Raw genomic sequence first — 25,892 nt, forward strand, 5'->3', positions numbered from 1 at the left:
CTAATGGGCGTTCCGGCCGGGCCGGCCGCCGCGTGGGCAGGCTCACGCCGGGTGCGGGCTCAGTCGAGGTCGTCCGGGTGACCGAGGGTGATACCGCTTGCCGCGGTCACCGCACTGGTGAAGGTGAGCGTGTCGATCGGTGAGGAGAAAGCGACCGTGGCGCCGGTCAGCGAGCTGAGGCCGCGGGCGCCCTCCCAGGCACAGTCGACGAACACCGCGCCGGCCGCCTTCACCTGGGAGAACTCCGCGCCGGTGAAGTCGCATCCGCGGAACACGCCGCCGCGGAGGTCGGCCGAGACGAAGTCGGCGCTCTGCAGCCGGCAGTCGGTCAGCTCGGCCTTCTGGAACTTCGCGAACCGGAACGACGCGAAGTCCAGCACGGTGTCGCGGACCGTCACGTGCTGGAGGTTCGCGCCCGGGCCGGCGAAACCGATCATCCGCGAGCCGGAGACCGCGACCCGGGTGAGCGCCGCGTCCGCCCAGCGGGAGTTCGCGAGATCACACTGGGTCAGCTCGGTGTCGACCAGGATCAGCTTCTCCAGCTCCGACCCGGCCAGCTTGCACCGGGTCAGCCGGCACCCGCCGATCTCGACGTGCTCGGCCTCCGCGTCGCTGAGATCGACCTCCGTCAGCTCGAGATCGAGCAACCGCTCCTCGTCGTCGAGCTCGTCCGGGGCAGCGGAGTCGAGTTGGGCACGGACGCGCGGCGCGGCGATCTTCACGGTTCGACCGTAGCCGGACCCTCCGACACCCCCCCCCACAACCCCACACCCCGCCGGGTTGCCCCCTCACCTGGAGGGTTGCCCACACACCCACACACCCACGCCCCCGCCGGGTTGCCTCCTCATCTGGAGGGTTGCCCACTGAAAATTTCAGTAGGCAACCCTCCAACTCAGTGGGCGCCCACTGAACTGGAGGGTTGTGCGGACGGGCGGATCCGGGCCGAGGCCGCGAGGGTGGAGGGGGCCGAGGCCGCGAGAGTGGAGGGGGCCGAGAGCGCGCGGGGTGCGGAGGGGGGCCGAGAGCGCGGGCGTGGGGGGGGCTGAGAGCGCGAGGGCGTGGAGGGGCCGAGAGCGCGGGGGTTTGGAGGGGGCCGAGAGAGCGCGGGGGTGCGGAGGGGGCCGAGAGCGCGGGGGTGTGGAGGGGGAGGTGGTGGACGGGTGGGGTGGGGGTGGTGGGGCTAGGGGGTGCGGAGGTAGTGGGCGGCGGTGCCGATGAGGGCGGAGTGTTCGGTGTCCTTGGTGGCGGAGGCGGGGAAGTCGAGCGCGGAGGCGATCAGGTCGAAGGCTCCGGAGATCGAGCCGCCCAGGACTGTGTGGGTTACTCCGAAGCGGTCGATCCAGGGTTTCAGCGCGTCGGCGAGGTCGGTGAAGCAGGCGGTGAGGACCCGGCGGGCCGCCGTGTCGCCGGCGCGAGCCTGGTCGGCGATTTCCTTGACGCCGGGGGCTTCCTTGCCGGTGGTCTCGGCGTACCGGCGGAGGATGGCGCGGGCGGAGATCGAGTCCTCCAGCGGCTTCCCGGCGTACGTCGTCCGGTAGAGCTCGCCGCCCGGCGGTACCGTGCCGCCCTCGCGCAGCACCCGGCCGTCGGCGAGGAACGCCGTACCGATGCCGGTGCCGATCGTCACGCCGACGCAGCGCTCGACCCCGCGGACCTCGCCCGCGGTCCACTCGCCGACCGCGAACGCCTCCGCGTCGTTCATGAACATCAACCGCTCGACCCCCAGTTCGTTGCCCAGGGCAGCGCCGAGGTTGAACCCGTACAGCTGGTCGAACTTCCCCTGATCGCGGTACCAGGCGACCCCGGTGCCGAAGTCGAACGGACCCGGTAGCGCGACCGCGAGACCGTTTGCCAGCGGCAACTTCCGGGCCGCGTCCGCGAGCTGCGTGACCACCACCTCGGCCGTCGCCTGGGACTCGAGCTTCGCCCGGTCCACCTCGGTCACCTGCCACGTCCCCGGCGACACCACGGCCGCCGTCACGTGACTTCCCCCGATCTCCAGCACCGCTACGTCCATCCGGACATCATCGCAGCAGGTCAGTACCTGTCCCGGAACGCCTGCTCCACGTGGGCGTACGCCGCGACCACGCCCTCGCGCTGGATCCGGCCCCAGATCCGGTACAGCCGGATCAGGGCATCCAAGCGTCCTCGGCCCGTCGCCAGTCCCCGCACATTAGGTAACCGGTACGGCACAGAGAGTTCGCATCGTGGTGCACCAACTCGGCGTATTCCCGCTCGGTCTCTGCTTTCACCCGTGCTGTGCTCTGGTTGCACGTGGACCGGGGGAACCCGAGCGCGTCGTTGTCCGTAGAGTGACACGAGCGAGGGGATCGAATGCCGAACGAGAGCAGAACCACGTCCGTGGTCGCGGCGCTGAGCGTCGCGGTGGCGGTGGTCGGTCATGTGCTCGTCGGGGGCGGTGGCGTGCCGCTCGGCGTCCTCCCTCCGCTCGCAGCGCTGGCCGGGGTGTGCTGGCTGCTCGGCGAGTACCTCGAGGGGGAGTGGCTGCTGACCGGCCTGGTGCTGGCCGGCGTACAGCTGTTCGTGCACGTCACGCTGGACTCGGCGACCATGCAGCCCGGGATGTCGATGCAGCACGGGATGTCGATCACGGGCAGCCTGGTGATGACCGCCGCGCACCTTGGCGCGCTGCTCGCCGGCGTCCTCGCGGTCGGTCGGGCCCACCGCTGGGTTCATCGGGTACTGCGGGTCTTCGCGCGGCTGCTGCCGGAGCTGCCGGTACTGCGTCCCGTACGCGTCGTCTCCGCGACACCCGGCGTCTTCACGTCCTGGACCCCGACCGGGTCCCGGCTCGGCACGAGCATCTCCGGGCGCGGGCCTCCCGGCGTACGAGTGACACCAGTCGTCTGAACCGGCCCCAGTGCCGGATTACTCGTATGCCCTGAAAGGTTCTCTCATGCCCAAGAGATATGTCCTGCGCGCTGTCGCGATCGCCGCGGCGTCCGCGCTGGTGGTGATCGGCGCCGCGAGCTCGGCGTCGGCGCATGTCACGGTGTCGTCGCCGGACGCCAAGCCCGGCGGCTACGGCAAGCTCGTGTTCCGGGTGCCGACCGAGTCGGACAACACCAGTACGACGAAGCTCGTCGTCTCACTGCCCACGGACCATCCGTTCGCGTCCGTGGGGGCGCAGGTGAAGGACGGGTGGAAGGTGGAGAAGAAGGAGGAGAAACTGCCGGCTCCGGTGAAGGTCGGCGACGTGACGCTGACCAAGGCGATCACCACGGTCACCTGGACCGCGACCGCGGGCGGGATCCCGCCGAACGACTTCGACGAGTTCGCGCTGTCGGTCGGGACACTGCCGAACGGGGTGGACGCGCTGCGCTTCCCGGCCGTGCAGACGTACAGCGACGGCTCGGTGGTGAAGTGGGTCGACGTCGCGAAGGACGGTGCGCCCGAACCGGAGCACCCGGCGCCGACGCTGAAGCTGGCGGCCGCGATCACCCCGGTGGCGGCGACCACCACCGAAGGCAGCTCCGACACCCTGGCCAGGTGGCTCGGCGGTGGTGGTCTGCTCGTCGGCCTGCTCGGTCTGGCGTTCGGGCTGCGGCCGCGACGGACCGCCGCGGAGTCCGGGAAGTAGCTGTGCGCCGAGTGTTCGCAGTACTGGTGGCGTCGCTGTTCATGCTGGCGGGTACCGCCGGCGTGGCGGCGGCGCACGCCAAACTCGAGTCGATGACGCCGACCGACGGTGCGTCGATGGCGGCGCCGCCGGCCAAGGTGGTGCTGACCTTCAACGAGCCGGTCGGCTCCGACGGCACCCAGGTCCAGGTGAAGTCGCCGAGCGGGAAGGACGTCGCGAGCGGCGACGTACAGGTCATCGACAACACGGTCACGCAGCCGGTCGGTGCGATGGTCGAGGCCGGCAAGTACACCGTCGAGGCCCGCGTGATCTCGGCCGACGGCCACCCGGTCACCATCTCCGGTGCTTTCACCGTGACCCATGCCGGGCATCCCGCGACCGAGCCGGCCGGGACCCCGGTGAGCTCGCAGTCCGACGGCGGCTCGAACACGGTCACGATCGTCGCGATGTGCCTGGTGATGCTGGTCGTGGTGGCCCTGGCCGTGGTGATCGTGCGCCGCCGTCCGGCGTCATGAGACGTCCGCTGGCCATCGGCGGATTGGTTGCTGTCGGCATCGTTGTGATGGTGCTCGCGCTGCTCGCCGCCGGTGGTGCGCCGCAGCGCGCCGAGGACGGCCTGCTCGGGGCCGGGCTCGGGGTCTCGTGGGCGGTTCCGGTACTGCGGATCCTCGCCGACGCGGCCGCGGTGGCGACCGGTGGTGCCGTGGTCGCGGTTGTCCTGCTCCTGCCCGCCACCGACGGAAGGCTCGGCGTCAAGGCGCTGCAGGCCTGTCAGGACGCGGCGCTCGCCGCCGGGATCTGGGCGGTCGCGAGTATCGGCGGGCTGATCGCGACCGCGACCGTCATCCTCGGCATCCCGCTGTCCCACCTCGCGGAGCATGCTGGACCGGCTGGGCGGCTCAGCCAGGTCCGCGCGCTGGCGGTCGCCGTCGTGCTCACCGCCGTACTCGCCGTCCTCTTGAGCGGGACCAAGACGCTGCGCGGCGCCCGAGTTGCCGCCGTACTGACGATCGCGGCGCTGATCGGTCCGCTGCTCACCGGGCACGGCGCGATCGACAGCACCAACCTGTGGTCGGTGCTCGCGACCGTGTCCCTCGTCGTACATGTGGTCGCGGCGACCGCGTGGGTCGGCGGGCTCGGCGCCGTACTGCGCTACACGCGGTCGCGGGAGTCCGTCGAGCTGTTCAGCACACTTGCGCTGGTGTGCGCGGTGACGATGGGGATCACCGGGCTGCTCACCGCGGAGATCCACCTCGACGGGCGCCAGGGCGGCTGGGGGCTGATCACGCAGTGGGTGACGAGCGGGTACGGCGTGCTGGTGCTGGGGAAGACGCTCGCGTTCGCGGCGCTGGTGTTCATCGGCTGGCAGCATCGCCGGAGCAGCCTGCCGCGGCTGGCGAGCGGCGACCCGGCCGCGTTCCGGCAGCTCGCGTTCCTCGAACTCGCGGTGATGGCCGGCACCATCGGCCTCGCCGTCGCCCTGTCCCGCACTCCGTGACTCGATGACATGTCAACGTCCTTCCGTACACTGGGTCCATGACCGGGTGGCTCGACGAGCGTGAGGCGCGGCTTTGGCAGTCGTACCGCGACACGCATCGCGAACTGATGCGCGCGCTCGAGGCGCGGATGATCGGCAACTCGGGGCTGTCCGGCGCCGACTACGCCCTGCTGCACCCGCTGTCCGAGGCCGAGAACGGCGTACTCCGGACGCGCGACCTCGGCCGCTCCGTCGGGTGGGAGCGCAGCCGGCTGTCGCACCAGGTCAGCCGGATGGAGAAGCGCGGCCTGGTCTGCCGCGAGGAGTGCGCGTCGGACGCCCGCGGCTCGATGGTCCGGCTCACCGAGCTCGGCCGCACGGCGATCGACGCCGCCGCCCCCGACCACGTCGAAGCGGTCCGCAGCTACTTCTTCGACCGCCTCACCCCGTCCGAGCAGCTCCAGCTCACCACCCTCCTGGACCGGATCGCTGCCGAACTCCCCGCCACCTGCACCCCGTCGGACTGCACGGACTAGAACCCCGTACCGAAGAACGGGCAGTGGTCCGTCTTTTCGCCGGATCGGCGGGCGGGCTGAGCGTGCCCGCCCCTCGGCGGGGTGACCACTACCCGTTCTTCGGTACGCCCTGACACGCCGCTACGGAGCGCGATCCTGGGTGGGTGGCGGAAAGAATGATGGCTGTCCGGATGCGCGCTGGATTTGACAACCGTTTTCACTAACGTGAGGATGTTACGCGTGTCCGAGGCGTTGCGTAGGCGTGGGTTTCTGGGGATGGCCGGCGCTGCCGGGCTGGCGGCGATCGCGGGGTGCGGGACGGCGACCGCGGAGCCGAAACAGGGCGGGCGGTTGCGGGCCGTCTACGCGGGCGGCGGCGCAAAGGAAGTGCTCGATCCGCACGTGCAGAGCCTGTTCGTGGACATCGCGCGGCACAAGGCGATCTACGAGAAGCTGGTCGAGCTCGGCCCGGACCTGAAGCCGGTGCCGCGGCTCGCCGCGAAGTGGGACCACGACGGTACGGCGACCACCTGGCGGTTCACGCTCCGGGACGCGAAGTTCCACGACGGCGCGCGGTTGGTGCCGGACGACGTGCTGTACAGCCTGAGCCGGATCGCCGATCCCGCCGCACCGGACCGGGTCGCGCAGTCCTCGCTCGGGACGCTGGATCTCAAGCGCAGCAAGGCGATCGGCCCGTCGACGGTCGAGCTGGTGCTGACCGAGCCGAACGCCGAGTTCCCCGCGCTGCTCGCCGGCATCGGCACGCAGATCGTCCGGAACGGGTTCAAGGATCCCTCGAAACCCGTCGGCACCGGCGCCTTCCGGTACGTGTCCTTCGAGGCCGGCCGTTCGATGGTCGCCTCCCGGTACGACGACTACTGGGACGGGCCGGCGCGGATCGAGGAGCTGCACCTCCTGTCCGCGGACTCCGACGCCCGGGCGAACGCCGTACAGGGCGGCCAGGCCGAGTACGCGAACGACATGACCGCGACGTTCGCGCGGACCGCCGAGGGCGGTAAGACCGTGCGGATCGTGGCCGCGAAGGCGAGCACGATGCAGGCGTTCGTGATGAAGGTCGACCAGGCGCCGTTCGACAACCCCGACGTACGGCTGGCGTTCAAGCTGCTCGCGGACCGGCAGCGGCTGGTGGACGTCGTACTCGCCGGGCGGGGCGAGGTGGGGAACGACCTGTTCGGCAAGGGATATCAGTACTATCCGGCCGACCTGCCCGCGCGGGAGCGGGACGTCGATCGGGCGAAGGTGCTGCTGGCGAAGGCCGGTCTGGCCGGGAAAGAGGTGGAGATCTTCACCGCGGACGCGTCGGCCGGGTTCGTGGCGGCGGCGACGTTGTTCGCGGAGCAGGTGGCCGAGGCCGGGGTTCGGCTGAAGGTGTCCACCGGGAGCCCGCAGACGTACGCGAAGGACCTGTTGACGAAGGGGGCTATCGGCAACCATCGGTCCGGGGCGATGCCGATCCCGCAGTACGTCACCGATCGGTTGTTGTCGCATTCGCCGTTCAACGTCACGCACTGGCGGCGGCCCGCGTTCGATGCGGCGTTCGCGGCGGCGCGGGCGGTGACGGACGAGGCGGAGCGTTCGCGACGGTACGGCGTACTGCAGAAGACGCTGCGCGACGAGGGCGGGATCCTCGCGTGGGGGTTGCCTGACTACCTGGTGGCGGTGTCGGCCAAGGTGCAGGGTGTGCAGGCGGTGCCGCCGAACACGTTGGACCAGGGCCGGTTCGACAAGGTGTGGCTGGCCTGAATGCGGTCGTACGCCGTCCAGCGGGCGCTGCTCGCGGTCGTGCAACTGGCCGTGCTCTCGGTGCTGGTGTTCGCGCTGACGTCGTTGCTGCCGGGGGATGCGGCCGACCTGCGGTTCACCGAGACGCTGACGCCTTCGCAGGTTGCCGCGTTGCGAGTTGAGCTCGGACTGGATCAGCCGCCGGCCTCGCGCTTCGTGCATTGGCTTGGGAACGTGCTGACCGGTGACCTCGGTACGTCGTTGATCAGCGGCGGACCCGTCGCGGACATCGTGCGGGGTTCGATCGGCACGACGCTGGTGCTCACGCTGGCGACGCTCGCGGTCGTCGTACCGCTGGCCGTTGCCCTGGGCATCGTGATGGGGACCCGCGAGAACGGGCGGGTCGATCGCGCGATCACGTCGGTCACGGTAGCGCTGTCGGCGATCCCGGACTTCGTGATCGCGGTACTGCTGGTGGCGGTGTTCGCGTTGAAGCTCGGGTGGTTGCCGGCTACCTGGGTCGGCGGGAACCTGCTGTCCTCGCCGGCGCTGCTGATCCTGCCGGTCGCGGTGCTGCTCGGTCGTACCGTCTGCCTGTTGTCGCGTCAGGTGCGGGCGGGGACTGTTGCTGCTCTTCGCGCGGAGTACGTCACGCAGGCTCGTCGGCTTGGGGTCCCGCGGCGGCAGTTGCTGTTGCGGCACGTGCTGCCGAACGCGGCCGTGCCCGGCGTACAGGAGCTGGCTCGCACCGGTGACACGTTGCTCGGTGGAGTGCTGGTCGTCGAGGCGATCTTCGCGATTCCCGGGTTCGCGACGGCGCTGGTCGACGGCGTGGAAACGCGCGATGTGCCGGTGGTCCAAGGGCTCACGCTGGTGCTGGCCGTTGCGGCGCTGTTGATCAACCTGGCGGCGGACCTGGTCTGCAATCGGCTGGTCCCGCGATCCGAGCTTCTCCGATGAGCCGGTCCGGGCCGGACGTCCGCCGTAGGCCGGGGCACGTATCCGGCGTGGGACGCCTGCGCGGTGGGGCTGCGCTTGGGCTGGCCCTGGTGCCGCTCGTCGTCGCTGTGTTCGGGCCGTTCGTGCCGTACGACGCTCGGGAGGGGTTGCCGTACTCGTCGGAAGGATTGCTGGGGACGGACGGGTTGGGGCGGGACGTGTTCGGGCTGCTGCTGGTCGGTGGGCGGTCCGCGCTGGGGATGGCGCTGGGGGCGGTTGTGCTGGCGTACGTCGTGGGCGGGTTGATCGGGCTGACGGCCGCGTCCACCCGGCACCGGTGGTTGGACGAGGGGTTGATGCGGCCCCTCGACGTACTGCTACCACTGCCGTCGCTGCTCGTGATCAGCGTGGTCGCGGTCGGCTGGCGGGCGTCCGCGGTCGCGATCACGGTGGCAGTCGCGATGATGAACGTCCCGACCGTCGCCCGCCTGGTCCGCGCGGCCGCCCTGGACGCCGCCAGCGGGCCGGTGGTCGAGGCGCTCCGGATGCAGCGGGAGTCGTGGTTCCGGATCCAGCTCGGGTACGTCGGCCGCTCGGTCCTCGGCCCGGTCGCCGCCGATCTCGGCACCCGGATCACGCTCGCCGTGTTCCTGGTCGCCTCGGTCAACTTCCTGGGCCTCGGCCTGAGCCCGACCGCCCCCGACTGGGCCGTCACCGTCTCCCGCAACCGCGAGGGCCTCCTGCTCCAGCCGTGGTCGGTACTCGCACCCGCCCTCCTCCTCGTCTCCTTCACCCTCGGCTTCAACCTCCTCGCCGACCGCCTCGTCCACAGATCACGTCGTCTGGTGGAGAGCAGAGCATGAGGCACCACTCGCACGACCGCCGATCAACGGCGGACACAGCGGCGGTGGACGCGGCGGCGGTGGACGTGCCGGCGGCGGACGTGCCTGCGGCGGACGTGCCTGCGGCGGACGTGCCTGCGGTGGACGTGCCGGCGGTGGACCCGGCGGCGGCGGACACGGCGGCGGTGGACGTGCCTGCGGTGGAGGTGCCTGCGGTGGACGTGGCGGCGGTGGACAGGGTGGCGGTGGTGCGTGTCGGCGGGTTGTCGGCGACCGCTGGGGACGCGGTGCTGGTGGACGGGGTTTCGTTCGAGGTGATTGCGGGGGAGGTGACCGCGCTGGTGGGGGCCTCCGGGGCTGGGAAGACCACGGCGGCGTTGGCGTTGCTGGGGGAGTGCGGGGAGGGGGTGCGGCTGGCCGGACGGGTCGAGGTCGCGGGGGAAGTGGTTGTCGATGGCAACGGGGTGACCGGTGTCGATGTACGCGGGCGGGTTGTCGCGTACATGCCCCAGCATCCAGGAAGTGCGCTCAATCCCGCCCGGCGGATCGGGGCGACGCTGCGGGAGCTGGGAAAGCTGCACGACGGTGACCCGGCCGCGGCTTTGCGGGCTGCGCAACTGCCCGCGGAAAGCGCAACCCTAAAACGTTTTCCGCATCAGTTCTCCGGTGGCCAGCGGCAGCGGATCGCACTCGCGCAGACACTGACCTGTCGCCCGCAGGTCCTGATCCTCGACGAACCGAGTACCGGGCTCGACTCGATCACCCGGCTGCACCTCGTCCACGAGCTCCGCGACCTGGCCGCGTCCGGCCTCGGCGTCCTGCTGCTCAGCCACGATCTCGACCTGGTCCGCGCGCTCGCCACCCGCGTCGTCGTACTGGACGCCGGCCGGGTACTCACCGACGCGGTCGGCGGGTCGGCGCCGTACCGCGTGCAGGTGAGCGTACTTCCCGAAGCCTCCGACCTCCCGACGCCGGGAACGTCCGCCTCCGACCTCCCGACGCCGGGAACCTCCGCCCGCGCCCAACCGTTGCTGAAGGCAATGAGCCTGTCAGCCTCGCTGCGCCCGCGCGGCCGCGACCTCGTGCTCCGCGAGGTGGACCTCACCGTCCGCGCCGGCAGCTGCCTCGGCATCGTCGGCCGCTCCGGCAGCGGCAAGACCACGCTGGCCCGCTGCCTCGCCGGCCTGCACGAGCGACACACCGGCACGATCCACCTCGACGACACGCCACTTCCCGTACTCCGCAAACGCACCCGCGACCAGCACCGCCGCGTGCAGTACGTCTGGCAGGAGGTCCGCGGCTCGTTCGACGAGCGCCGCCCCGTCGACCAGCAGGTCGCCCGTACGGCGGAACGCCTGCGCGGCCTCGCGCCGGACCAGGCCCACGCCGAGGCCGTCGGCACCCTCGCCCGGCTCGGCGTCGCCGCGATCACCGCCGCCCGCCCGCCGAGCCGCCTGTCCGGCGGCGAACTGCAACGCGCCGCCCTTGCCCGCGCGGTCCTCGCGCACCCCGACGTACTGATCTGCGACGAGATCACCACCGCCCTCGACGATCGCGGTACGGCGCTGGTCGTCGACCTGCTCGGCGAACTGAGGGCCCGCGGTACGGCGCTGGTCTGGATCGGCCACGACCTCGGACTGGTCGCCGCGGTCGCCGACGAGGTCATGGTCCTGGATGCAGGCCGCGTGGTCGACCAGGGTCCGCCGACGACCCTGACGACCGACCCGCAGCACGACCTGACCCGGCAACTGGTCGCCGCCGCCCGGATCAGTACCCCCGAATCTCCGCCCGTGCCATCCCCGACCGGATCCGACACAAGGAGCGAACCGCGCCGATGACGCGACTGCACGACCACCTGGCGGAGGCGATCAAGGACCCGGACCCGATCCGGGTGGACGACCTGATCTGCCTGCGGTTCGAGACCATGAAGGTGTACTCCGCGCTCGGCGCCGTCCGGCACCTGCTCGACTCCGGGCAGGTCCGCCCGGGCGACACGCTGATCGACAGCTCGAGCGGGATCTACGCGCACGCCCTCGCGCTGGCCTGCCACCGGTACGGGATGAAGTGCCACATCGTCGGCTCCACCACGGTCGACCGGACGCTGAGGATCCAGCTCGAGATCCTCGGCGCGACCGTCGAGCAGGTGCCGTCGTCGAACAACCTGCAGCTCGACCAGAACCTCCGGGTCCGCCGGATCGGCGAGATCCTCCGCGACAACCCGACGTACCACTGGATGCAGCAGTACCACGACGACATCCACTACCTCGGGTACCGCGCGATCGCGGACCTGGTCGCGTCGCTGGTGCCGAGCGGGCCGTTGTGCCTGGTCGGCGGCGTCGGTACGGGCGCCTCCACCGGCGCGATCGCGGCCTACCTGCGGGAGAGTGGGCGGGACGTGAACCTGGTCGGCGTGCAGCCGTTCGGGAGTGTGACGTTCGGGGCCGGGCACACGCAGGACCCGGAGATGATCATCGCCGGCATCGGCAGCTCGATCGAGTTCCGGAACGTGCGGCACGAGCTGTACGACCGGTTGCACTGGGTGTCCTTCGAGTACGCGATGTCGGCGGCGGTGGACCTGCTCCGGACGTCAGGGGTGTTCGCCGGGCTGTCGGCCGGGGCGGCGTACCTGTCGGCGCTCTGGGAACACAACTGCGACCGCGGGCGGAAACACGTTTTCCTGGCTGCGGACACCGGTTTCCGGTACGTCGAGTCCGCGTTCGCCCGGCATGCCGAGGCGCGGCCGATGGCGTCGATGCGGCCGCGGGAGATCACCTCGCTGGACGAGCTCGCGGTGCCGTGGTCGGCGATGTCGTGGGACCGGCGGGAGTCCGCGCAGCTCCAGCGCCAGGAGGTTCCATCTGCGACCCCGTCGCATTAGTCTGTGGTCCGTGAGTGGGTATGTGCTGCTGCCGGAGCTGTTCGGGACGCGCGAGGTCGAGCGGTTGCGGGACGTGGTCGAGCGGGTGCATGCGGAGGTGGCCGCGGCCGGCAAGGCGGTGCGTGTCGCCGGTGTCACACCTGGATCCGGCGCTCGACACGCTGTGGGGCGACCGGCGGTTGGTGGAGCCGACGAGTTCGTACGCCGTGATCCGCAGGACCCGACCGGTCTGCTGGTCGACCCAACGATCGTCGACGAATCCCGCGCCCTGACGATCGAGGCCGCGGCCGGCTCGGTCCTGATGTTCCCCGGCCTGATGATCCACCGCTCCGCGCCCAACCACACTCCGACGGACCGCCGCTCGCTCCTCTACTGCTTCCAGCCTGATGGCCGACCGCACCTCCCCGCCCTGCACTACGACCCCGAAAGGCTGGCCGACCTCCCATGACCGTCGCCGAGCTCACCGCCTCTGTTCTCGCCGGTACGCCCTCACCTGCGGACTTCGACATCACCAGCGCGTTCTGGCTGCACCACACCACCCGCCTCCCCGGCGCCGACGTCACCTACCGCAACTACTACGTGCTGCTGAGAGTGGGAGAGGTCTTCGGCGCCTGCTCCTTCGAAGCCGGCGAGCTCGACCCGGCGTACTGCGCGGAGACCTCCGGCCGCACGCTCGCCGACGTACTCACCTCCGACGACCCGCTGCCGGTACGCATCGCCGCCCTCGACGCCTACCTGGCAGCAGTCGAGCCACACCACACCTCGCCGTACGCCGAGGAGGTCGTCCTCCCGGCCGGCACCCCGAGCATCCGCGCAAAGGCCCGTGACGCCGCCGTGGCCGGACTCCTGGACGTTGCCGAAGGCACCAAAGTCGCCCTGATCGGCGTGGTCAACCCGCTCGTCGACGCGATCACCGACCGCGGCGGCAGCTGTCTCCCGTGCGACTTCAACCTCCGTGAGACCGCCTCCGGTCTGCCGGTCACCCGCGACATGACCGAGGTGATCGACGCCGCCGACGCGGTCGTCGCCACCGGCATGACGCTGTCCAACGGCAGCTTCGACGTCCTCCTTCAACGGTGCCGTGAGCAAGGGAAACCGCTCGCGATCTACGCCCAGACCGGTAGTGCGGTCGCCCGGGCCTTCCTCGGCGCCGGCGTCACCGCGCTGTCCGCCGAACCGTTCCCCTTCTCCCAGTTCAGCTCCCGCCCGAGCAGCCTCTATCGCTACAGGACGGACACATGACCACGCAGCAGCTCACCGCCGCAGTGCCGGGCGACCTCCGAATGGCCAAGCGGCTCTGGCCGTTCCTGCTCGCCTCGACCGTGAGCCTGATCCCGTTCACGGTCTTCGGTATGTACCTGGTGCCGATCTCCGACGCCGCGGGCGGCAGCGTCGCGGAGATCGGCGGCCTGCGCGGCCTCGGCGGGCTCGCGGCACTCGCGGTCGGCGTAACCCTGGCCCCGTTGATGGATCGCGCGCCGCGGGAGCTGGTCGCCGCGGGCGGTCTCGCGCTGCTCGGCGTCTCCGCCGCGTTGGGTGCTGTGGGCAACGTGTTCGCACTGGCCGGGTTCTGCCTGCTGATCGGTGCGTCGACCTCGATCCTCGCGCCGTCGATCGGCGCCGCCGCGGCGGACCGCTTCCGCTCCCCGGCGGCGGCGGGCCGGGCGGCGACGCTGGTGTCGGCGACGACGAGTGCGATGGCGATGCTCGCGGCCCCGGTGCTCGCCGGCCCCGGGCTGATCTGGGGCTGGCGCGGCAACCTGCTCGCCGCGTCGGCGATCGCGCTGACCTTGTCGGCCGCCTTCTTCATCCGCGGACGCGGCCGGAAAGCGCCGATCACGGGCAGGCAGCGCGTCAGCTATCTGGCGACGTACCGGGAACTCGCTCGTATCCCGGGCGCCGTCCCGCTGCTCGCGGTGGCGATGCTCCGGACCGCGGCCTTCATGGGGTACCTCGCGTACCTCGCCGCCTTCTACGACGACAAGTTTGACCTCGCGCCGGGGTGGTTCGCGCTGGTGTGGTCGCTCAGCGGGGCCTCGTTCTTCCTCGGCAACCTGCTCGCCGGCCGCTACCTCGCCACCGATCGCGCGTGGACCGAGCGGCTGCTGCTGATCGGGATCGTCGTCGCCCTGGTAGCCGTCCCGGCCTTCTACTTGTCGCCGACCCTGCCGCTGACGCTCGCGCTGACCGCGGTGATGGGCGCCAGCCACGCGACCGTCGCCGCTTGCGTCACCACGCTGCTGGTCCGGCGCAGCGGCGACCTCCGCGGCTCGGCCCTCAGTGTCAACGCGGCAGGCATGAGCCTCGGTACCTTCCTCGGCGCCGCGATCGGCGGCCTGGGCCTCGCCCTCGGCGGCTACCCCGGTACGGCGGTCACATTCGCCGCGATCACCCTGGTGGCCACCGCCTGCGCGGCCCGCGTCCACCGCTGACCCGCTTTCCGGCACTTTTCCGGCGCTGGGTGCGAACTTGTTACCGCAAACCCCCGAACCAGGGGGAGGTTCAGGGTTGTTGCGGGGTTTCACCGGCCGGGACTCGATATATCGTTCAGGTTTATGGAGAACCTGCCCGACAACCCGCATCCGCACGCACATCTGCGGGCGTCCGACATCGATCGCGACCAGGTCGTCGACGTACTGCGGGATGCCCTGATGTCCGGGCGGTTGACGCAGGAGGAGCACGCCGACCGGCTGGAGGGCGCGCTGCAGGCCAAGACGCTCGGCGAACTGGAGCCGATCACCCGGGACCTGGTCGTCCCGGGGCAGGCGGCGCCGATCGCGCAGCCGGCCGCGACCGCGTCGACCAGCCTGGTCCCGATCGAGGAGCCGGCCGATCCGGCGGCGAGTGTGGACAACCTGGTGGCGATCTTCGGCGGTGGCGAGCGGAAGGGCCGCTGGCGGGTGAAGCGGCGTACCAACGCGCTCGCGGTGTTCGGCGGGCACGACCTGGACATGACCGACGCGGTGTTCGAGGGCCGCGAGGTGACGATCTACGCGGTCGCGGTGTTCGGCGGTATCGACATCACCGTGCCCGAGGGCGTGACCGTGCGTAACGAGGGAATCGGGATCTTCGGCGGATTCGCCGCGCAGGGCTCCGACGACCCGGACCCGAACGCGCCGACGGTCGTGATCAAGGGCCTCGCGCTGTTCGGCGGCGTCGGCGGCCAGTCCTCCGCCAAGCGCCACGGCAAAAAGCTGAGGCACCGCAACCGCCACGAGCTGCACTGACAACACCTACGCCCGAGCGGGCCTGCGCGGTCAGATCCAGGACTTGAACCACATGCGGCTGAGCCAGTCCTGGTGCGGGAGCACCTGGTCGGTCAGGATCGGCCAGATGTAGGCGAAGTTCAGCACCACGAGTACGACGAAGGCGCCGACCACCGCGCTGCCGATCAGCCGGCGCGGGGTCGCCGTACTGAGTGCTGTCCGGGCCGGCCCGAGGACCCTGCCGAGGATCAGCGCCAGCGCCATCACGGTGAACGGGATCATCGTCACCGCGTAGAAGAAGAAGATAGGTCTGGTGTCGAACCCGAACCACGGCACCCAACACGTCACGAACCCCAGGATCGGTACGCCGTATCGCCAGTCGCGGGTGCTGATCCACAGCACCACCGCGGCGATCAGCGCCAGCGCACCGCCCCACCACAGCAGCGGCGTACCGAGGGCAGAGATCACCTGCAGACACGTCTGACCGGCCGGCGCGTTGCACCCCGGCGTACCGGGCTTGATGTCGTTGACCGCGTCGAAACCGATCGGCCGGGCGATGATCGGCCAGCCCGCCGGATTCGACTGGTACGGGTGGGTGGCGTGCTTGATGTAGTCGCCGGTGTGGAACGCGAGCACTTCCTTGTGGTACTCGAGCAGCGACCGGAAGTCGTCCGGCACCACCTTCATCACACCGTGCGCCGGGTTGCTTGCCGCCCAGTTGTGGTCGTAGGCGTTGTCGTGCAGCAGCCAGCCGGTCCAGGTCGCGACGTACGTGACCACGGCCACCAGCACCAGGCTGACGAACGCCGGTACGCCGTCGACCAGCGCGGACTTCACGAACGCGAACCGGACGCCGAGCGCGCGGCGGGCGCCGAAGTCCCAGGCGAACACCAGGACGCCGAAGGCCGCCAGCGTCCAGACCGCGGACCACTTGGTGCCGAGCGCGAGGCCGAAGCAGACGCCGGCCGCGATCCGCCACGGCCGGACCAGGAGCCAGCGGCCGATCGTCCGGCGGCCGCCCTCCTCGACCGGCTTGTCCAGGGTCTCGGCGTGCCGGCGGCGGGTCCAGTCCCGGTCGCAGACCAGGCAGGAGGTGGCCGCGACCAGCCAGAACGCCAGGAAGATGTCGAGCAGCGCGACCCGGGACATCACGAAGTGCAACCCGTCGACCGCGAGCAGCAGGCCGGCCACCGCGCCGATCAGCGTGGACCGGGTCATCCGGCGGACAGTCCGGATCAGCAGCAGCACGGTGAGCGTGCCGAACAGCGCCGGCATGAACCGCCAGCCGAACGTGTTCATCCCGAACAGCTGCTCACCGGCCGCGATCATCCACTTGCCGACCTCGGGGTGCACGACCATGCTCGGCGTGCCCTTGAAGACGTCCAGGTTGCCGGCCAGGATCGCCTTGTCGGCGGCTCCCTCCGGCTGGTCGATGAACTGCCGCTCGTACCCGAACTTGAGCAGGCTGAAGGCGTCCTTGGCGTAGTACGTCTCGTCGAAGACGAACTTCACCGGCGAACTCAGGTGCCAGAACCGCAGGATGCCGGCCACCAGCGTGATCGCCAGCGTCGCGATCCACCCGCCGTCGAAGTCCCGCGGCATCGCCGGGTACAACCGCTCCTTGAGCGGCGGCAACCGCCTGCCGAGCACGTCCCGTCCAAGCATCTCGCGGTCGTCCCCAGCCTCGCTCCGCCGGACGGTCCCGTCCTCGATCACAGCAGCCACGCCCGCCATGCTACGGACCCCCCGGTCCGCCCGCCTCCCCCCGCCTGGGGAAACGGCTGGGATGATGGGCCGATGACCGGGCGATTGGTACTTGCGGGGACTCCTATCGGGGATGTTTCGGACGGTTCGCCGCGGTTGGGGAGGGTGCTGGGCGAGGCGGATGTGGTGGCTGCCGAGGACACCCGGCGGTTGCGGCGGTTGACTTCGGAGTTGGGGATCACGGTGGGTGGCCGGGTGGTCAGCTACTTCGAGGGGAACGAGCGGGAGCGGACGCCGGAGCTGCTGCAGGCGCTGGTCGACGGGCAGACCGTGGTGGTGGTGACGGACGCGGGGATGCCGAGCGTGTCGGATCCGGGGTACCGGCTGGTCGCGGCGGCGATCGACGCCGACGTGGTGGTGACCGCCGTACCGGGGCCGTCGGCGGTGCTGACCGCGTTGGCGTTGAGCGGGCTGCCGGTGGATCGGTTCACGTTCGAGGGGTTCCTGCCGCGGAAGCCGGGGGAGCGGGGGCGGCGGCTGGCGGAGCTGAAGGACGAGCCGCGGACGATGGTGTTCTTCGAGGCGCCGCACCGGCTGACCGCGTCCCTGGAGGCGATGGCCGAGGCCTTCGGGGCTGACCGGCGTACGGCGGTCTGCCGGGAGCTCACGAAGACGTATGAAGAGGTCAAGCGCGGTCCACTCGAGGAGCTCGTCACCTGGTCGAAGGACGGCGTACGGGGCGAGATCACCGTCGTCGTCTCCGGCGCGGACCCGCACAAGGTACTGACGCCGGAGGACCTGGCCCGAGAGGTTGCCAAGGACGAAGAAGCAGGCACCCACCGTAAACAGGCGATCTCCGACGTCGCCAAACGCTTCAACGTCCCGAAACGCACCGTGTACGACGCCGTACTCGCCGCCCGCGACCCCGGTAAATAGCGGTGGCGTGCGGCACTACTCTTTAAGGCATGTCCGAGAAGGCCTATTACGTCACCACCCCGATCTACTACGTCACGGCCCCGCCGCACATCGGCAGCGCCTACACGACGGTGGCCGGGGACGTCCTGACGCGCTGGCACGCGCAGCGCGGCGAGCGCAAGTGGTACCTGACCGGTACCGACGAGCACGGCGAGAAGGTGATGCGTAGCGCCGAAGCGCAGGGCATGTCCCCGCAGGCCTGGACGGACAAGCTGGTCGAGGAGTCCTGGAAGCCGGCCTGGGTGGACGTCGACATCGCGTACGACGACTTCATCCGGACGACCGAGCAGCGGCACACCGAGCGGGTCCGCGAGTTCTGGCAGACGCTGTACGACAAGGGCGACGTCTACAAGGGCGAGTACGAGGGCCTGTACTGCGTGGGCTGCGAGGAGTTCAAGCTCCCCGCGGACATCCGCACCGACGAGGACGGTACGCAGCGGTGCATGATCCACGGCACCGAGCTGGAGACGGTCTCGGAGACGAACTACTTCTTCCGGCTCTCGGCGTACGGCGACAGGCTGCTCGAGCTGTACGAATCGCAGCCGGACTTCGTGGCGCCGTCGAGCGCGCGCAACGAGGTGATCGCGTTCGTCAAGCAGGGCCTGCAGGACCTGTCGATCACCCGGTCGACGTTCGACTGGGGCATCCCGGTCCCGTGGGACGAGGACCACGTCCTGTACGTGTGGATCGACGCGCTGCTGAACTACGTGACCGCCGCGGGCTACGGCACGGACCCGGAGCGGTTCGAGGAGCTGTGGCCGGTCGACGTACACCTGGTGGGCAAGGACATCCTCCGGTTCCACGCGGTGATCTGGCCGGCGATGCTGATGGCCGCCGAGCTCGCCGTACCGCGCCAGGTCTTCGCCCACGGGTGGCTGCTGGTCGGCGGGGAGAAGATGAGCAAGTCGAAGCTGACCGCGATCCCGCCGCACGAGATCACCGACCACTTCGGCTCCGACGCCTTCCGGTACTACTTCCTGCGCACGATCCAGTTCGGGTCGGACGGCTCGTTCTCCTGGGAGCACCTGAGCGCGGTCTACACCTCCGAGCTCGCGAACGGCCTCGGCAACCTGGCCAGCCGGATCGCGGCCATGGTCGGCAAGTACTTCGACGGCGTACTGCCCGAGCCGACCGACCACGGCCCGGCCGAGCAGGCGCTCGCGGACAGGCTCGCGCAGACCGTGGCGACCGCTGACAAGGCGCTGGACACGCTCGCGTTCCAGGACGCGCTGGCCGCGATCAACGAGCTGGTCGGCGCGGTCAACGGGTACGTCACCGAGCAGGAGCCGTGGAAGGTCGCCAAGGACGAGTCGCAGCGGGCCCGGCTCGCGACGATCCTGTACTCGGCGGCCGAGGTACTGCGGGCCGTCGCCGTACTGCACAACCCGACCATGCCGAAGTCGTCCGCAAACCTGTGGACCCTCCTCGGCGCCGAGGAAAAACTCGGCGCCCTGGCCGACCAACACATCCAGGACACGGGCACCTGGGGCCAACTCCCCCCCGGCGCCACCCTGACCAAGGGCGCCCCCCTCTTCCCCCGCCTCGAAGAGAACTGATACCAAGTCGCGCCCGGCTGATCGACGTCGTTGTTGTGTACCGACGAACGGGTAGTGGTCCCGCCAGCTCGGCTACGCCACGCTCTGGCGCTCGAGGTTTTCGCCGGATCGGCCTACCACTACCCGTCCGTCGGTACGCCCCGGCGCGTCAAGAATCTGTCCGCGGCGGGAATGCCGGGCGGCGGCGTCGGCTTTCTTGTAGCAACAACCAGTTTTGGAGGCGGGACGATGCGGGCGGTGGAGTTCGGGGAGTTTGGTGGGCCGGAGGTTTTGCAGGTGCGGGAGCGGGAGGAGCCGCACGCGGGGCCTGGGCAGGTGCGGGTGAAGGTGCGGGCGGCCGGGGTGAATCCGTTCGACTTCAAGGTGCGGCGTGGGTGGACGAAGGGGTTCGTCGATCCGGTGCTGCCCGCCGTACCGGGGTTCGAGGTTGCGGGAGTGGTGGACGAGGCCGGTGACGGGGCCGAGTTCGCGGTGGGTGACGAGGTGGTCGGGTGGTCCGAGGGCGGGGCGTACGCCGAGTACACGCTCGGCGGGAACCTGGCGCGCAAGCCGGCGGGCGTGAGCTGGGAGCAGGCGGTGAGTATTCCGATCGCGGGGGAGACCGCGCAGCGCGTGCTCGACCAGCTCGGCGTGAAGTCCGGCGAGACGCTGCTGATCCACGGCGCGGCGGGCGCGGTCGGGTCGGTCGCCGTACAGCTGGCTGTCGCGGATGGTGTGACCGTGATCGGTACGGCGTCGGCGGCGAACCACGACTACCTGCGGTCGATCGGCGCGGTGCCGGTGGAGTACGGCGACGGCCTGGTGGACCGGGTCCGCGCGGCCGCTCCGCAGGGCGTCGACGCGGTGTTCGACACCGCGGGCAAGGGCGGTCTCAAGGAGTCCGTCGAGCTCCGCGGCGGCACTGACCGGATCGTGACGATCGCCGACTACGGAGCAGCCGGCGAGCTGGGCATCCAGACCTCCGGCGGTGGCGGTACTCCCGAGCGGATCCGGGCCGGCCTCGACGCCCAGTTGCAGGCAGCAGCCGACGGCAAGCTCACGACCCGGATCGCGGCCACGTTCCCCCTCGAAGAAGCGGGCAAGGCTCAGGAGCTGAGCGAGTCCGGTCATGCCCGCGGGAAGATCATCGTCCTCCCTCAGGCGTAGGCGAACCCTCCCTCAGACGTAGGCGAACCGTGACGACGGCGTCGGTACGTCGTCCACCCGCGGATCCCAGCGGTCCACGAACCGAACCCCGGTGGGGACCTCGATGCAGTCGGTCGAGGTCCAGCCGCGGGTGAGGGTGGGGAAGTCGGGGACGTCCGGGTGGTAGTGCGGTTTGCCGGTGCCGAGCAGGTCGCGGGCCATCGGGGCGCTCCGCGCCTGGTAGCGGAAGTCGGCCGACAACCGCAGCCGGTTCGTCCGGTTCGGCATGGCGCCGTGCACGGTGAGGCTCCCGAACAGCAGCACGTCGCCGGGCCGGTACGACGTGGTCCGCCACTCCGGATGGTTCTCGTCCGCCTCGGCGCGCATCATCCCCGGCCCGTCGGACGCCTTCACCGGCAGTACGCCGAGCCGCGGCGACCCGGCGAACACCCGCAGCCCGCCGATCTCCGGCGGCGCCTCGCCCAGCGGCAGCCAGGTCGTCAGCGTGTCCACGGACCCCTGGATGAACCGGTAGTCCTGGTGGATCGGCGTCGGACTCGCCCCCGGCGACGGCGGCGCGATCCGGCAGATGTGCGCCGGATGCGCGAACGCCTCCTCCCCGAGCAACCGCCCTGCCAACGCCAGCAGCTCCGGCCGTACGGCGAGCCGATGAAACGCCTCGGTGCTCTGGATCGCCGTATAGGCCCCGAAGAACCCGGCAGACCCTTCTTCCACGGCCCGCCCCGACGCCATCAACTCCCGCGGATCAGCATCCGGATCCAACCAGTCACTGTCGTAGAGGATCCGCGCCAGCTGATCGTGTACATCCCCGACCACCTCCGTCGGCAGCAGCCCACGGAAGAACAGGTATCCGTCCGCCGCCAGCCGATCCCGCAGTACGCCGGCGTCCTGCACGTCGCCGTACGAATCGGTCAGTTCCTTCATTTCTCGTTTCCGATCTTGTCCATGGAAGCGGCGATGTCCGCGACGCCGACCTTGTTCAGGTAGAGGTCGTTGACGGTTTTGTTGATTTCGGGGGACTTGGCGGTCCAGCCTTCGGCGATCGGGAGGTTGACGGTGGACCCGGCGGCGGAGTCGATGAAGGGCTGGACGTCGATGTCCTTCTTCTTCCAGTACGCCTGGTAGCCGGCGCCGGCGCCGTTCAGGGCCGGGATGACGTAGCCGGCGTCGCCCATCAGGCGCTGGGCCTTCTCGGAGCCGAGGAAGGTGACCAGCTTGCCGGCCTCGTCGGGGTGCTTGGTCTTCGCGAACATCGTCTCGGCGAGCCCGTTGATCACGACCGTGCGCCCGGCGGGTCCGGCCGGCATCGCCGTGACACCGATCGGGAACTTCACCTCGGGCAGCGCGAACGGCAGCAGTGCGTTGTTCGCCGGGAACATCGCGACCTCGCCGCGGTAGAACATCTCGGTCGCCTGCCCGGTCGGCGGGTTCGTCCGGGTACCGTCCGGCGACACCTTCCACTTGAACACCAGGTCCCGGGCGAACTGCAGCGCCTCGACGGACTTGTCACCGGCGAAGTCGAAGGTGCCGTACGGCTTGTCCATCGCGTGGCCGCCGTTCGACGCGATCCAGTTCAGCCACTGGGTCTGGCTGTGGTTCCAGGAGCAGAAACCCCACTGCTTGTCGCCGACCGTCAGCTTCCGCGCGACCTCCAGAAAGCTGCCGGATCCGTCGGGTGCCCAGGTCAACTCGGAAGGCATCGTGATCCCGGCCTTCTCGACCAGCGTCTTGTTGTAGAGCAGCCCGACGATGCCCATGTCCTTCGGCATCCCGAGCTGCTTGCCCTCGAACTTGTACGACTGCACGACGTTCGGGTGGTACGCGTCGAGCTTCAGCCCGGCCTTCGAGATCAGGTCGTCGAGCGGCGCGAGCACGCCCTTGCCGGCGAAGTCCGGGAAGTAGTCCACGGTCAGCCAGAACACGTCCGGAGCCTTGCCGCTGGCCAGCTCGGTGGTGAGCTTGGTCCAGTACTGGTCCCACGGCAGCACCTCCATCCGGACCGTGATGTTCGGGTTCTCCTTGGTGAACTCCGCGAACACGGCCTTGTAGCCGACCTCCTGCTGCTCGTCCCAGAGCCGGTACACGAGCTCGACCTTGCCGCCGCTGCCGGCCTTGTCCTGCGACGAGCCGCAGCCGGCCAGCGCGAGCACACTGCCCGCGCCGATCAGAAAAGTCCTCCTGGACAAAGACATCAGTACCTCCGGATTACTTGAGCCCGGTGACCGCGACCGAGCGGACGATGAAGCGCTGGAACACGACGAACAGCACGAGCAGCGGCGCCAGCGCGATCAGGCTGCCGGCCATCACGGCGTTGTAGTCGACGCCGATCTCCCCCTTGAACAAGGCGATCCCGACCGAGAGCAGCCGCTTGTCGTCGCTGCTGGTGATGATCAGCGGCCACAGGAAGCTGTTCCAGTTCGCCACCACGGCGAGGGTGGTGACGGTGACCAGGATCGGTTTCGACAGCGGCAGCACGATCGACACGAGAGTGCGGACCCGGCCGGCGCCGTCGATCCGCGCCGCGTCCTCCAGATCCGCGGGGATGCTGCGGAAGAACTGGCGGAGCAGGAAGATCGCGTACGGCGTACCGAGCATCGTCGGCAGCATCAGCCCGGCCCAGGTGTCGACCAGGCCGAGTTTCTGCATCATCAGGTACAGCGGGATCATCGTGACCACCGGCGGCACCATCAATGTCGACAAATACACCCAGAACAAGGCGTCCCGGCCCGGGAACGACAGCCGCGCGAACGCGTACGCCGCCAGCACCGCGAACACCACCTGCCCGAGCGTGATCCCGGCGGTGACGAACGCGGTGTTCATCAGGTACCCGCCGAACCCGGACGCGAACAGCCGGTGGAACGCCGCCGTACTCGGCGGCAGCCCGGGCTCCCACGGCATCGTCTCGGACAGTTGCCCTGGGCCCTTGAACGCGGTGAGCACGGTCAGGAAGTACGGGAAGATCGCGAGCACGCAGCCGGCCACCAGGACGGCGTACACGAAGATGCGCAGTTTCATCCGGACACCTCGTAGGTCGTACGGCGTTCGAAGTACACGAACTGGGAGATCGTCGCGACCAGCACCACCGCGAACAGCAGCACCGAGATCGTCGACGCGTAGCCGAAGTCGAACTTGTGGAACGCCTCGTCGTAGATCTGGTACGTCGTGACCTCGGTGCTGTGACCCGGCCCGCCCTCGGTCATCACGAAGATCGTGTCGAACGCCTGGAACGACCCGATCACGTTGGTGATCAGCACGAACAGCATCGTCGGCCGCAGCAGCGGCAGCGTGATCGTGAAGAAGTGCGCGACCGGGGAGGCGCCGTCGAGCGACGAGGCCTCGCGCAGGGACGGCGGGATGTTCTGCAGGCCGGCCAGGAAGAACAGCATGTTGTACCCGGCGAACTGCCAGATGTGCACCGCCGCCACGCTCGGCATCGCCAGCACCGGCGACGACAGCCACGCCGGGCCGTGGATCCCGAACAGCCCGAGGAACTGGTTCAGCGCGCCGCGTCCCGGGTCGAAGATCCAGCTCCAGACCAGGCCGAGCGCGACCGGCGTCGCCATCCACGGGATCACCAGCAGGGCCCGGAAGTACTTCATCCCGCGCAGCTTGCGATCCACCAGCAGCGCGAGCAGCAGCGAGAGGATCGTCGTACCGGGGACGCAGATCAGGACGTAGTACAGCGTGACCAGCAGCGAGTGCCAGACGTCGGAGTCCGCGAACAGCTTGCGGTAGTTGGCGAGGCCAATGAACTCCGGGGTCGAGAGCAACTTCCAGTCGAACAGGCTGAGCACCAGCACGATCACGACGGGCGCCAGCAGGAAGCCGATGACGCCGACCAGGCTCGGGGCCAGGAGCGCGTACGCCGCTGCCGTCTGGGCGTTCCTGCTCCGGCGCTTGGCGCGGGGCGCGGGCCTAAGCATCGGGGTCCTTCAGCGGATGCGGCCGCGGCGAGCTCGGGACGAGCAGCTCGCGGGTGCGGTCGAGCGCCCACCGGTCGAGGGCGCCGATCGGGTCGCTGGACATCCGCAGCCCAGGACCGTCGGCGATGTGCTGCGCCCACTGCTCGCGCTGCTGGACGTCCGGCCGGACGATCAGGCAGTCCGAGTCGTTCGCCCACCAGCGGCCGTGCAGGAACTCGCGGGCCACCGACGTGGACCGGGCGCCGTGCTGACCCGGCTGACTGATGTCACCGGACGGTGGTTCGACCAACGGATCCGTGTCGGGGGAGATGCGCATGCAGTCGACCAGCCCGAGGCTCGGCAGGATCGGGGCGCCGCAGCCGTGCAGGATCCGGTTCGGCCCGACCGCTTCGCGGAGCAGGCGCATGCCATGCCGGTACGCCGCGGTGCCGTCGACGTGCTCGTACCGCGGCCCGTCGATCGCGCCGGCGTACACGAAGTCGAGCTTGAAGTGGTCGTACCCCTGCCGGCAGAGCTCGGTGAAGACGTCTTGGATGTGCCGTGCGGCGCCCGGGTGGGTGACGTCGAGGACCAGTTGCTCCTGGCCCCAGTTCGTCCCGGCGTTGATCCCGGGGACCAGCCAGTCCGGGTGCTTGCGGGCCGTCTCGCTGCCGGCCCCGACCAGGAACGGCGCCACCCAGATGCCGGCGCGGCGACCGCTTGAGCGGATGTCGGCGGCCAGCCGGACGGTCGACCCGAAGTCGTCGCGTGGGGTCAGCCAGTCGCCGATCGCCGTCTGGTACCCCTCGTCGAGCAGGACCAGGTCGACGCTGAGCTCGTGCTGGTCGAACTGCCGTACGTCGTTCATCACGTCGCGCTCGGTGACCTTGCCCCAGTACGCGTACCAGCTGCACCAGGACGGGCCGAACACGCGGACCGGCGGCGCACCGGCACCGAAGCTGTCGGCCCAGTCGGCGAGTGCGTGGTTCGGGTTGACCTGCGTGCTGGTCTTCACCTCGACGTCGCCGTCGGCGGTGATCACGAGCTTGTCGCCGTGGACCTCGGCGCGGATCGACGGGACGACGACGTCGGGCGTGGTCGCGGCGACCACCATGACGTCGCTGCCGTTGGCGACCGCAAGCAGCCCCTCTCCTTGGAAGCTGCCGCCGCTGACCGCCTCGACGCCTGGCCGGTAGGCCATGACGTGATGGTTCGGGGCGGTCGGTCGTGGTGGCGACGCGTCCAGCCGGTACCAGCCGCTCGGGCTCCAGGACTGCCAGCCGTGCTCGAAGACCAGCGTGTTCGCGTCGTGGCCGAGCTCGGCGACCGGTCGGAAGGGCACAGGTTCCTCGATTCCCTGGGGTGCAGGATCTTGCTGCTGTGCCGCTAATCTTGGGGCGCCGACGAG

General features: G+C 70.0%; 25 protein-coding genes. 17 read left to right on the forward strand and 8 right to left on the reverse strand.

The features are described 5' to 3' along the window. Positions 1–59: 59 nt before the first annotated feature. Both JOF29_RS05720 and JOF29_RS05725 read right to left on the reverse strand, forming a co-directional pair. On the reverse strand, positions 60–722 hold the full coding sequence (locus tag JOF29_RS05720; RefSeq protein WP_209693179.1) for a pentapeptide repeat-containing protein: 663 nt from the start codon (positions 720–722) through the stop codon (positions 60–62). Positions 723–1,180: 458 nt separating this feature from the next. Continuing rightward, on the reverse strand, positions 1,181–2,017 hold the full coding sequence (locus JOF29_RS05725) for an ROK family protein (RefSeq protein ID WP_209693180.1): 837 nt from the start codon (positions 2,015–2,017) through the stop codon (positions 1,181–1,183). Between the two features lie 317 nt (positions 2,018–2,334). Here JOF29_RS05725 and JOF29_RS05730 point away from each other — a divergent pair, with 317 nt between their 5' ends. From JOF29_RS05730 to JOF29_RS05795, 14 genes are all read left to right on the forward strand, one after another. Continuing rightward, on the forward strand, positions 2,335–2,871 hold the full coding sequence (locus JOF29_RS05730) for a hypothetical protein (protein ID WP_209693181.1): 537 nt from the start codon (positions 2,335–2,337) through the stop codon (positions 2,869–2,871). 46 nt (positions 2,872–2,917) lie between these two features. After that, the gene (locus tag JOF29_RS05735) at positions 2,918–3,601 is read left to right on the forward strand and encodes a YcnI family copper-binding membrane protein (protein ID WP_209693182.1); all 684 of its coding nucleotides are present in this window, start codon (positions 2,918–2,920) and stop codon (positions 3,599–3,601) included. Between the two features lie 2 nt (positions 3,602–3,603). Next, positions 3,604–4,116 carry a copper resistance CopC family protein gene (locus JOF29_RS05740; protein ID WP_307863165.1) on the forward strand — a complete coding sequence of 171 codons (513 nt, stop codon included), beginning with the start codon at positions 3,604–3,606 and terminating at the stop codon, positions 4,114–4,116. Continuing rightward, positions 4,113–5,099: a CopD family protein gene (locus JOF29_RS05745; RefSeq protein ID WP_245357459.1), complete on the forward strand. Its 987-nt coding sequence runs from the start codon at positions 4,113–4,115 to the stop codon at positions 5,097–5,099. The genes JOF29_RS05740 and JOF29_RS05745 overlap by 4 nt, the downstream gene beginning before the upstream one ends. Before the next feature lie 38 nt (positions 5,100–5,137). Continuing rightward, positions 5,138–5,614, forward strand: coding sequence for a MarR family winged helix-turn-helix transcriptional regulator (locus tag JOF29_RS05750; RefSeq protein ID WP_209693183.1), 477 nt, complete (start codon positions 5,138–5,140; stop codon positions 5,612–5,614). A gap of 210 nt (positions 5,615–5,824) precedes the next feature. After that, positions 5,825–7,357: an ABC transporter substrate-binding protein gene (locus JOF29_RS05755; RefSeq protein WP_245357975.1), complete on the forward strand. Its 1,533-nt coding sequence runs from the start codon at positions 5,825–5,827 to the stop codon at positions 7,355–7,357. Further along, positions 7,358–8,296 (forward strand): ABC transporter permease, encoded by a 939-nt coding sequence (locus tag JOF29_RS05760; RefSeq protein WP_209693185.1) that lies wholly within the window; start codon positions 7,358–7,360, stop codon positions 8,294–8,296. Between the two features lie 47 nt (positions 8,297–8,343). Further along, complete coding sequence (locus JOF29_RS05765; RefSeq protein ID WP_307863166.1) at positions 8,344–9,138, forward strand: ABC transporter permease; 795 nt, start codon at positions 8,344–8,346, stop codon at positions 9,136–9,138. Beyond that, positions 9,135–10,955 (forward strand): ABC transporter ATP-binding protein, encoded by a 1,821-nt coding sequence (locus JOF29_RS05770; protein ID WP_209693187.1) that lies wholly within the window; start codon positions 9,135–9,137, stop codon positions 10,953–10,955. The genes JOF29_RS05765 and JOF29_RS05770 overlap by 4 nt, the downstream gene beginning before the upstream one ends. Next, positions 10,952–11,995, forward strand: coding sequence for a pyridoxal-phosphate dependent enzyme (locus JOF29_RS05775; protein WP_209693188.1), 1,044 nt, complete (start codon positions 10,952–10,954; stop codon positions 11,993–11,995). The genes JOF29_RS05770 and JOF29_RS05775 overlap by 4 nt, the downstream gene beginning before the upstream one ends. Positions 11,996–12,005: 10 nt before the next feature. After that, positions 12,006–12,443 carry a phytanoyl-CoA dioxygenase family protein gene (locus JOF29_RS44330; RefSeq protein WP_307863167.1) on the forward strand — a complete coding sequence of 146 codons (438 nt, stop codon included), beginning with the start codon at positions 12,006–12,008 and terminating at the stop codon, positions 12,441–12,443. Continuing rightward, on the forward strand, positions 12,440–13,237 hold the full coding sequence (locus JOF29_RS05785; RefSeq protein ID WP_209693189.1) for a Rossmann-like domain-containing protein: 798 nt from the start codon (positions 12,440–12,442) through the stop codon (positions 13,235–13,237). Before JOF29_RS44330 ends, JOF29_RS05785 begins: the two co-directional genes overlap by 4 nt. Further along, on the forward strand, positions 13,234–14,427 hold the full coding sequence (locus JOF29_RS05790) for an MFS transporter (RefSeq protein ID WP_245357460.1): 1,194 nt from the start codon (positions 13,234–13,236) through the stop codon (positions 14,425–14,427). Before JOF29_RS05785 ends, JOF29_RS05790 begins: the two co-directional genes overlap by 4 nt. A 123-nt stretch (positions 14,428–14,550) precedes the next feature. Further along, complete coding sequence (locus JOF29_RS05795; RefSeq protein ID WP_209693190.1) at positions 14,551–15,222, forward strand: DUF1707 SHOCT-like domain-containing protein; 672 nt, start codon at positions 14,551–14,553, stop codon at positions 15,220–15,222. A gap of 30 nt (positions 15,223–15,252) precedes the next feature. Here the strand turns inward: JOF29_RS05795 and JOF29_RS05800 are convergent, their stop codons facing one another. Further along, positions 15,253–16,803 carry a dolichyl-phosphate-mannose--protein mannosyltransferase gene (locus tag JOF29_RS05800; protein ID WP_307863543.1) on the reverse strand — a complete coding sequence of 517 codons (1,551 nt, stop codon included), beginning with the start codon at positions 16,801–16,803 and terminating at the stop codon, positions 15,253–15,255. A gap of 195 nt (positions 16,804–16,998) precedes the next feature. Between JOF29_RS05800 and rsmI the strand changes: the two genes are divergently transcribed. The 3 genes from rsmI (at position 16,999) to JOF29_RS05815 (ending at position 20,582) form a co-directional block, all read left to right on the forward strand. Next, a complete protein-coding gene (gene rsmI, locus JOF29_RS05805; protein ID WP_209693192.1) occupies positions 16,999–17,841 on the forward strand; it encodes a 16S rRNA (cytidine(1402)-2'-O)-methyltransferase in 843 nt (280 codons plus the stop codon). Positions 17,842–17,870: 29 nt separating this feature from the next. After that, positions 17,871–19,436: a methionine--tRNA ligase gene (gene metG / locus JOF29_RS05810; protein WP_209693193.1), complete on the forward strand. Its 1,566-nt coding sequence runs from the start codon at positions 17,871–17,873 to the stop codon at positions 19,434–19,436. A 276-nt stretch (positions 19,437–19,712) separates the two neighbouring features. After that, a complete protein-coding gene (locus JOF29_RS05815) occupies positions 19,713–20,582 on the forward strand; it encodes an NADP-dependent oxidoreductase (protein ID WP_307863168.1) in 870 nt (289 codons plus the stop codon). A 12-nt stretch (positions 20,583–20,594) separates the two neighbouring features. Here the strand turns inward: JOF29_RS05815 and JOF29_RS05820 are convergent, their stop codons facing one another. From JOF29_RS05820 to JOF29_RS45170, 5 genes are read right to left on the reverse strand one after another with little or no spacing between them, the layout of a single operon-like run. After that, positions 20,595–21,506 carry a phytanoyl-CoA dioxygenase family protein gene (locus JOF29_RS05820; protein ID WP_209693195.1) on the reverse strand — a complete coding sequence of 304 codons (912 nt, stop codon included), beginning with the start codon at positions 21,504–21,506 and terminating at the stop codon, positions 20,595–20,597. Further along, positions 21,503–22,774, reverse strand: a complete 1,272-nt coding sequence (locus tag JOF29_RS05825; protein WP_209693196.1) for an ABC transporter substrate-binding protein — start codon at positions 22,772–22,774, stop codon at positions 21,503–21,505. The genes JOF29_RS05820 and JOF29_RS05825 overlap by 4 nt, the downstream gene beginning before the upstream one ends. A gap of 13 nt (positions 22,775–22,787) precedes the next feature. Then, complete coding sequence (locus tag JOF29_RS05830; protein WP_209693197.1) at positions 22,788–23,597, reverse strand: carbohydrate ABC transporter permease; 810 nt, start codon at positions 23,595–23,597, stop codon at positions 22,788–22,790. After that, positions 23,594–24,505, reverse strand: coding sequence for a carbohydrate ABC transporter permease (locus tag JOF29_RS05835; RefSeq protein WP_209693198.1), 912 nt, complete (start codon positions 24,503–24,505; stop codon positions 23,594–23,596). Before JOF29_RS05835 ends, JOF29_RS05830 begins: the two co-directional genes overlap by 4 nt. Next, positions 24,498–25,826, reverse strand: coding sequence for a glycoside hydrolase family 36 protein (locus JOF29_RS45170; RefSeq protein WP_209693199.1), 1,329 nt, complete (start codon positions 25,824–25,826; stop codon positions 24,498–24,500). Before JOF29_RS45170 ends, JOF29_RS05835 begins: the two co-directional genes overlap by 8 nt. Between the last annotated feature and the right edge of the window lie 66 nt (positions 25,827–25,892).

It is taken from the genome of Kribbella aluminosa (assembly GCF_017876295.1).
GTDB classification, from domain to species: Bacteria; Actinomycetota; Actinomycetes; order Propionibacteriales; family Kribbellaceae; genus Kribbella; species Kribbella aluminosa.

What these genes read in the sequence shown, in the direction of transcription:
- JOF29_RS05725 (WP_209693180.1), bottom strand. Translation starts at nt 2,017, where the DNA reads ATGGACGTAGCGGTGCTGGAGATCGGGGGAAGTCACGTGACGGCGGCC.
- JOF29_RS05825 (WP_209693196.1), bottom strand. Translation starts at nt 22,774, where the DNA reads ATGTCTTTGTCCAGGAGGACTTTTCTGATCGGCGCGGGCAGTGTGCTC.
- JOF29_RS05795 (WP_209693190.1), top strand. Translation starts at nt 14,551, where the DNA reads ATGGAGAACCTGCCCGACAACCCGCATCCGCACGCACATCTGCGGGCG.
- JOF29_RS05790 (WP_245357460.1), top strand. Translation starts at nt 13,234, where the DNA reads ATGACCACGCAGCAGCTCACCGCCGCAGTGCCGGGCGACCTCCGAATG.
- JOF29_RS05820 (WP_209693195.1), bottom strand. Translation starts at nt 21,506, where the DNA reads ATGAAGGAACTGACCGATTCGTACGGCGACGTGCAGGACGCCGGCGTA.
- JOF29_RS05735 (WP_209693182.1), top strand. Translation starts at nt 2,918, where the DNA reads ATGCCCAAGAGATATGTCCTGCGCGCTGTCGCGATCGCCGCGGCGTCC.
- rsmI (WP_209693192.1), top strand. Translation starts at nt 16,999, where the DNA reads ATGACCGGGCGATTGGTACTTGCGGGGACTCCTATCGGGGATGTTTCG.
- JOF29_RS05835 (WP_209693198.1), bottom strand. Translation starts at nt 24,505, where the DNA reads ATGCTTAGGCCCGCGCCCCGCGCCAAGCGCCGGAGCAGGAACGCCCAG.
- JOF29_RS05800 (WP_307863543.1), bottom strand. Translation starts at nt 16,803, where the DNA reads ATGCCGCGGGACTTCGACGGCGGGTGGATCGCGACGCTGGCGATCACG.
- JOF29_RS05730 (WP_209693181.1), top strand. Translation starts at nt 2,335, where the DNA reads ATGCCGAACGAGAGCAGAACCACGTCCGTGGTCGCGGCGCTGAGCGTC.
- JOF29_RS05745 (WP_245357459.1), top strand. Translation starts at nt 4,113, where the DNA reads ATGAGACGTCCGCTGGCCATCGGCGGATTGGTTGCTGTCGGCATCGTT.
- metG (WP_209693193.1), top strand. Translation starts at nt 17,871, where the DNA reads ATGTCCGAGAAGGCCTATTACGTCACCACCCCGATCTACTACGTCACG.
- JOF29_RS05830 (WP_209693197.1), bottom strand. Translation starts at nt 23,597, where the DNA reads ATGAAACTGCGCATCTTCGTGTACGCCGTCCTGGTGGCCGGCTGCGTG.
- JOF29_RS05750 (WP_209693183.1), top strand. Translation starts at nt 5,138, where the DNA reads ATGACCGGGTGGCTCGACGAGCGTGAGGCGCGGCTTTGGCAGTCGTAC.
- JOF29_RS05760 (WP_209693185.1), top strand. Translation starts at nt 7,358, where the DNA reads ATGCGGTCGTACGCCGTCCAGCGGGCGCTGCTCGCGGTCGTGCAACTG.
- JOF29_RS05775 (WP_209693188.1), top strand. Translation starts at nt 10,952, where the DNA reads ATGACGCGACTGCACGACCACCTGGCGGAGGCGATCAAGGACCCGGAC.
- JOF29_RS05755 (WP_245357975.1), top strand. Translation starts at nt 5,825, where the DNA reads ATGTTACGCGTGTCCGAGGCGTTGCGTAGGCGTGGGTTTCTGGGGATG.
- JOF29_RS05770 (WP_209693187.1), top strand. Translation starts at nt 9,135, where the DNA reads ATGAGGCACCACTCGCACGACCGCCGATCAACGGCGGACACAGCGGCG.
- JOF29_RS05785 (WP_209693189.1), top strand. Translation starts at nt 12,440, where the DNA reads ATGACCGTCGCCGAGCTCACCGCCTCTGTTCTCGCCGGTACGCCCTCA.